Consider the following 6324-nt stretch of genomic DNA (forward strand, 5'->3'; position numbering starts at 1 on the left):
GCTTACTCCACTTTGAACTACTGTCCAATCAAAAGTAGTTCCTGAAACAGGACCACTTAATACAATGTTTGGTGCGCTTGCTGAACAAATAGTATCCGATGGTGGTGTTGCCGAACCTGTCGGAATTGGATTAACCGTTACAGTAACTGTGTTAAAACATCCATTTAAATCGGTAAATATAATATTAGCAGTACCTACTGAAACCCCGGAAACATTCCCAGTAGCGTCTACTGTTACAATTGTACTGTCAGAAGACATCCAAGCATTACTTGTAGCCTGAGCTGTTGGAGAAGACAATTGAGTCGCTCCTCCTTGACAAACAAATAAAGTTCCATTGATTACTGGAATATCGTTAACAATCACACTTGCAGAACCCGTTTGAGGATAGCTGCAAACAGGAGTAGTTGCCGAACTTGCACTCACTAAATCATAAGTAAAAGTTCCTATTGAATTGGTTGGCACGTTAACCGTTACACTATCTCCTGAAGTTGTTGTAACGGATTGATTTATTCCTCCATTAATGGTATAAACAAAAGTATAAGGTGCGTTACCGTTAGTTCCTGTAAAAGTAATTTGTGGCTGCGGAGCGTCTTTACAGACACTTGTAGAACCTGATATTGAAGCAACAATTTGAGCATTTACGATAATCGTTTCAGAAATAGTCAAAGGCAAGCTACAATTTGGTGGGTTCGAATCTGCAATATTTGTTAAAGCTATCTGATGCGAGCCGCCAGTTAAGCCTGTTAAAATTACCTGTTGTTGACCAGTATTATCAAGGGTTACCGTTTGATTTGCTCCGTTATCTACCGTATAAGTAATAACAGCATTTGCTAAACCGGAAAAAGTTAAAACCGCATTAGTTCCTTCACAAATTGGGGAATTCGTTGTTACGCTAGGTGTCGGAATGGTTAAAACCGAAACTGAAACCGTATCCGTCTCCAGCTGAGAACAAATTGTGGTGCCGTTGGTATCCAGATTTTTAGCTCGAACCAAAGTATAAGTAGTATCGGCTGTAATAGGAGTTATAAGCTGATAATTTCCTGTAGCATCCAAAGTGACCATCTGAATCGATCCTCCATTTACCCTATATTCCACAACAGCATTTGGTGTTCCGCTAAAAGTGACCGTTACATTCTGACTGGAACAAATTTGAGTATCGGAAATCGTTATATTGGCAGAAGGGATCCCAACCTTAATAAAATTAAAACTTCCGATGGTACTACATCCAAATGCGCTGTTCACCACTTTAACATAAACAAGCCTTTGAGTAGTGGTTGAAATAAATCCGCCTAAAGGAGAAACACCATCAAAAGCATTAGCCAAGGTATCATAATAACTGATTGTTGTATTTGCAGCAGTAAGATTGGAATTGTTTGCAAAAATCCAACTGGTTACATCGGCTAGAGAAAGAACAGCAGTTGCTGAGGAACTACAACGAATAAAATCACGCACCGGATTTAAAGCAGGAGCCGATTGTAAAGCCGCCGTTCCCGTCCATTGAAGCTGAAACCCTCCATCTCCCTGAGGTCTGTCGATCGCTATATAATAATATTGCCCAGCAGTAACAGTTAACGATTGTACATAAGCAATGCCATTATCACCGGCATCACCTCCCGGACCTGCAAAGTTGTCTACTGTCGAGCTATACATTCCGGTATGATTATTAGTCATTCCTGCAGCTTGCGGATTAGTGGTTGCACATCGCAAAGGTGAACCTAAACTGTTGCAGGGTTTATTGGGTCCGTAAACCCAAAAATCATAATCGACACTAAGGGCCGGATCATTCGGAATAAGATTAAAACCTAAACTGCCTGACTGAGCAATATAGATTTTAAGCCATATCGATTCGTGCTCTTGTCCGGCACATGGGTTACTTAAAAGCACTTCCTGTAAATTACCTCTACCACTTGCATTAGAGTTAAAGGTTCCATTTCCACATATAACAACTGCGTTAACACAATCGTTAGGCATATTCTGACCCACAACTGTACTGGTCAAAATCAATACGAAAAACAATGTTAAAATCCTTTTCATTTTATCAGGCAAATTTTAAGAACAATAGCTAACCTCCTTATTTCGTAAGAGATTAGCCATTGTGGTTTTAAATTCAAATTCCTTATTCAGGTTTTAATTCCTATAAAGTATTTTTATTGAAATCAGTTTATTTTTTAACGATGATAAATTCCGAACGTCTGTTTTGAGCGTGCTCTTCTTCAGTACAATTGGTTCCGCAAGCTATTTTCTGAACAGTACTTCCAAATCCTTTACCGGAAACTCTGTTCTTAGCAATCCCTTTTGAAATCAAATATTGTACGGTTGACTGCGCTCTTTGTTCCGATAATCTTAAGTTATACGAAGCACTTCCTTTGGAATCGGTATGTGATTTTACTAAGATTTCCATTGTCGGATTGTCGTTCATCACCTTAACCAATTTGTTTAACTCAGTTGCTCCTTGAGCGGTAATATTGCTCTTGTTGAAATCGAAATAAACGTTATTCAGAATTACTTCTGTATCCGTGATGATAACCTCAACAGGAACTAAAGCGGCTGGTACAACAACTTCTCCGGATTTTATTTTTTGGATCGGAAAGGTTCCAGATTCAAAATTCTGAGCAGCGATTTGGAACGTGTAGTCTGTTGCACATTCGATATCGTAACTTACTTTTCCGTTAGCATCCGATTGTTTTGTAGCGATCACATTTCCTTTAGAATCCAAAATAGAAACGGTAGCATTGGATAAAACCGCACCCGTTTTTTTATTGGTTACCAACGCAATTGCCTGCGCTTCACAAATTGGAGTTGCCGCGTAAATCGCATCATTTCCGTTTCGGTTAGAAGAAAAATAACCCAGATTTGCTGATTTATTAAAGCTGAAAGAGAAATCGTCTTTTTCCGTATTTACAGGTTTTCCAAGATTTTGAGCCGGAGTTGAAGCATTCAAATCGTATTTAAAAACATCCAATCCTCCAAAACCTTGTTTTCCTGAAGAAGCGAAATACAAAACGTTATCCTCTGTTATGAAAGGGAAATTTTCTTTTCCCGGAGTGTTTACTGTTGTACCCAAATTTTCAGGTGTTCCGTAACCGTTCTCCCCTACACTAACTTTCCAAATATCCGATTCTCCCATACCTCCCGGCATGTTCGAAGCGAAATACAACGTTTTTCCATCTTTGCTCAAACTTGGATTGGTAACCGAATAATTTGTGCTGTTGAATGGCAAAGCGGTTACATTCGACCATTTCCCATCGATTTTAGTTGCTTTGTACAAACCTTGCTGTCCTACTTTGGTATTGCTCTTTTTACTTCTTTCGAATTGACCTTCGCTGTGACCATCTCTTGCGAAAAACATAGTGTTTCCATCATTGCTGATCGCAACTGGCCCGTCGTGAAAAGCCGTATTCAGTTCTTTCACAGCGGTTGGTTCAGAAAGTGTTCCGTCTGCATTTCGGGTAGACTGGAAAATATCAAGATAAGGCTGATTGTTCCATTTGTCTGTTTTTTTAGAAGTGTTTCTCGTACTTACAAAATACAAAGTGTTATCATTGGATAAAACCGCACCGAAATCGCTTTGTCCTTTACTGTTGATGCTGGTATCGGCCACATCAAACATTTTAGATTTGTTAGCCAAACTCGGAATATAATTCGGATTAGCTTTGTGCTCTTTTGCGCGTAAATCGGAAGGTTGCAAACTTGCAAAAGTATCCATCTGCTTGTTGGCTTCCTGATAATTTCCTAATGCTTTCAAAGTTTGAGCATAACGATAATAGGTTTCAGGGGAAGCTTTTCCTTCGACCGCTTTTGCATACCATTTTGATGCTTCAGTCGTATTGAAAACATTGTAATAACTGTCTGCTAGTTGCGTATAAACGTAAGTATTTGCTTTTTTACTTTCTGCAAGTTTCAGGTATTCTTCAATGGCATTTACATACTGATAGCTCTCGAAAAGCTGATCTGCCTTAGCGGTAGATTTATCTTGAGCATAACTCGCCGTTAGAAGCAACATGAAACTTAATGTGATATATTTTCTTTTCATTTTGTGCCTGTTAATTAGAAGAATCTTGGTGAAACGGAAACCTTTTTAGGGAAGTTCAAATCAAACAACAATAGGAATTCGTGAGAAGCTGCCGTTGTTACTTTTAGATCGGAAACGATGTGATCGTAAGCATAACCCAATCGAATTGAAGGTGTTATTGCGTAATTTACCATTGCTCCGTAAGAATCTTCCAAACGATACGTTGCTCCTGCTTCGAATTTATTGAAGAATAAAAAGTTTGCCGAAACATCTAAAGAAGTTGGGGCTTTGAAAGCAGATTTCAACATTACAGAAGGTTTGAATTTGGTGTTTTCAGATAAATCAAAAACATAACCACTGGTTAAAAAGTAATGCTGAGTTTCGCTTCCGAATTCGAACTCGTCGCCGTTAACCCTAACATCAAGGTGCTTACTGTCTAACATATTAGGCACGGAAAACGACACATAAAACTTCTGGTTGTAATAAAACAATCCCGCTCCCAAATTAAGGTAGGTGTTATTGATGTTTTCACTGAATGCTTTATCTCCAGGATGCGGAACATAACCGTTTCCGATATCGCTGAACAAACCTACTTTATGAAACGTCGCACCAGCTTTTAGTCCCATTGCCAAACGGTGATCGTCTCCAAACTTCAACGTGTAGGAGAAGTCTGCAAATACGTTGTTTTCATCAACTGGCCCGATTTTATCCGAAATCACGGAAAGTCCTAAACCTACATTTTTACCAACCGGGCTGTGCATGGAGAAGGTTGCCGTTTTTGGAGCTCCTTCTATTCCGGCCCATTGTTGTCTGTAAAGCAAACTTCCCGATAAATTCTCTTTAGAACCGGCATACGCTGGATTCACCACATTCATGTTGTACATGTATTGCGTGTAGTGCGGATCCTGTTGCGCCATTACTTCAATGGTAATAATAATCATTAGAAGTAGTGCTAAATATATTTTTTTCATTTTCAACTATTTTTGCTTTGAAAAATTATTGACAGCCTGCCCGAATCGTTTAAAACAGACAGGCCGCCTATAATTCTTGATTAATATTGTCTATTAATGTAAACCCATCCGGTTACAGTAGTTCCATTGTTTTTATGGATGCTGTAGAAATAAGTTCCGTCAGGTAATTCATCTCCGTTATCAGACAAACCAGTCCACTGATTCGTATAATTCCCGTTAAATGAATACACTTTAGATCCGTAACGGTTGAAAATTAGTAGCTCGTTCACTCCTAAACCAGTTAAATCGAAGTTGTCGTTTGCCTGGTCGTTGTTAGGTGAAATACCTCTAGGAATGATTTTACAAGGATTATCCTTAACTGTAAAGTAAGTTACGGTTGTACATCCGTTATCTTCGATTGCTACGCTTACCTCGAACGGTAAGTTCACTGAAGGGTTTTGCGCTAAATATTCTTCTACATTCAAGGTTGCAGTGTTTGAACCGATAAGTACATTATTAGCATCATGCCAAGTATAATTCACTGTATTTGGATCGAAAGAACCATTAACCGGTAAAGCCGTCAAGGTCAACATAAAGTTGTTACAACTATCCTGAACCTGAATTTCAAGAGCTTCAGAAATAGTCAAAGTGAAAGTACTTGAACCACCTGTGCTACATGTAGCCGTATTAGGTTGTACTGCATAAGTAACCGTGTAAGTTCCCGGAGTACTTCCTGCAATATTGATTTCACCTGTTGAAGGGTTGATTGCTAATCCAGCTGCTGCACTGAACACGCCACCTTGCTCAAATCCTGAAACAGTTTGCGGAAGCGCATTGGCACTGTTTGGACAATAAACAGCATCATAAGTAAATCCTGTTACTGCTGCACTTCCTGTAGTTAAGATGATACTTGCAGTATAAGTTCCGCCATCCATACAATTTGCAGTATTCGCCGCTAATGTATAGGTTACCTGATGTGTTCCCGCAGTTGCTCCAGTTAAGTTGATTACTCCCGTAGTTGGGTCAACAGTTACTGTAGTTGAAGCAAATGTACCACCAATAACAAAGTTAGCTGTAAGTATTGGTGATGGACTAACCGTCGCATTCACACAAGACTGATTGTAACTGAACACCATGTTAGGCGTTGCCAAAGGAGTCACTACAACGGTAGCCGATCCTGTTAATGTTTGCGTACAAGATGGTGTTCCTGCTGAAGTAACATTTACTAAAGTATAAACACTGTCTGCTGTTAAAGCTGATGTAGCAACTGTAGCTGTTCCTGAAGCGTCAAGCGTTACCGTTTGATTCGTTCCACCATCAACTGTATAAGTTACTGTAGCATTTGCTGTTCCGTTGAAAGTA

General features: G+C 39.4%; 4 protein-coding genes. All 4 read right to left on the minus strand.

Annotation, left to right across the window (positions count from 1 at the left end; translation table 11 throughout):
- Positions 1-2034: Ig-like domain-containing protein (locus tag LZZ90_RS13825; RefSeq protein ID WP_237791299.1), on the minus strand; the 2034-nt coding region annotated here is incomplete at its 3' end.
- Between the two features lie 127 nt (positions 2035-2161).
- Positions 2162-4033 carry an OmpA family protein gene (locus LZZ90_RS13830; RefSeq protein ID WP_237791300.1) on the minus strand — a complete coding sequence of 624 codons (1872 nt, stop codon included), beginning with the start codon at positions 4031-4033 and terminating at the stop codon, positions 2162-2164.
- Positions 4034-4047: 14 nt separating this feature from the next.
- Positions 4048-4983, minus strand: coding sequence for a type IX secretion system membrane protein PorP/SprF (locus tag LZZ90_RS13835; protein ID WP_237791301.1), 936 nt, complete (start codon positions 4981-4983; stop codon positions 4048-4050).
- An 80-nt stretch (positions 4984-5063) separates the two neighbouring features.
- On the minus strand, positions 5064-6324 hold a 1261-nt coding region (locus tag LZZ90_RS13840), incomplete at its 5' end, for a gliding motility-associated C-terminal domain-containing protein (protein ID WP_237791302.1).

It is taken from the genome of Flavobacterium sp. SM15 (assembly GCF_022012335.1).
Classification (GTDB): domain Bacteria; phylum Bacteroidota; class Bacteroidia; order Flavobacteriales; family Flavobacteriaceae; genus Flavobacterium.

Excerpts from the sequence above, each read along its gene's own strand:
- LZZ90_RS13830 (WP_237791300.1), bottom strand. The coding sequence starts at position 4,033 with ATGAAAAGAAAATATATCACATTAAGTTTCATGTTGCTTCTAACGGCG.
- LZZ90_RS13835 (WP_237791301.1), bottom strand. The coding sequence starts at position 4,983 with ATGAAAAAAATATATTTAGCACTACTTCTAATGATTATTATTACCATT.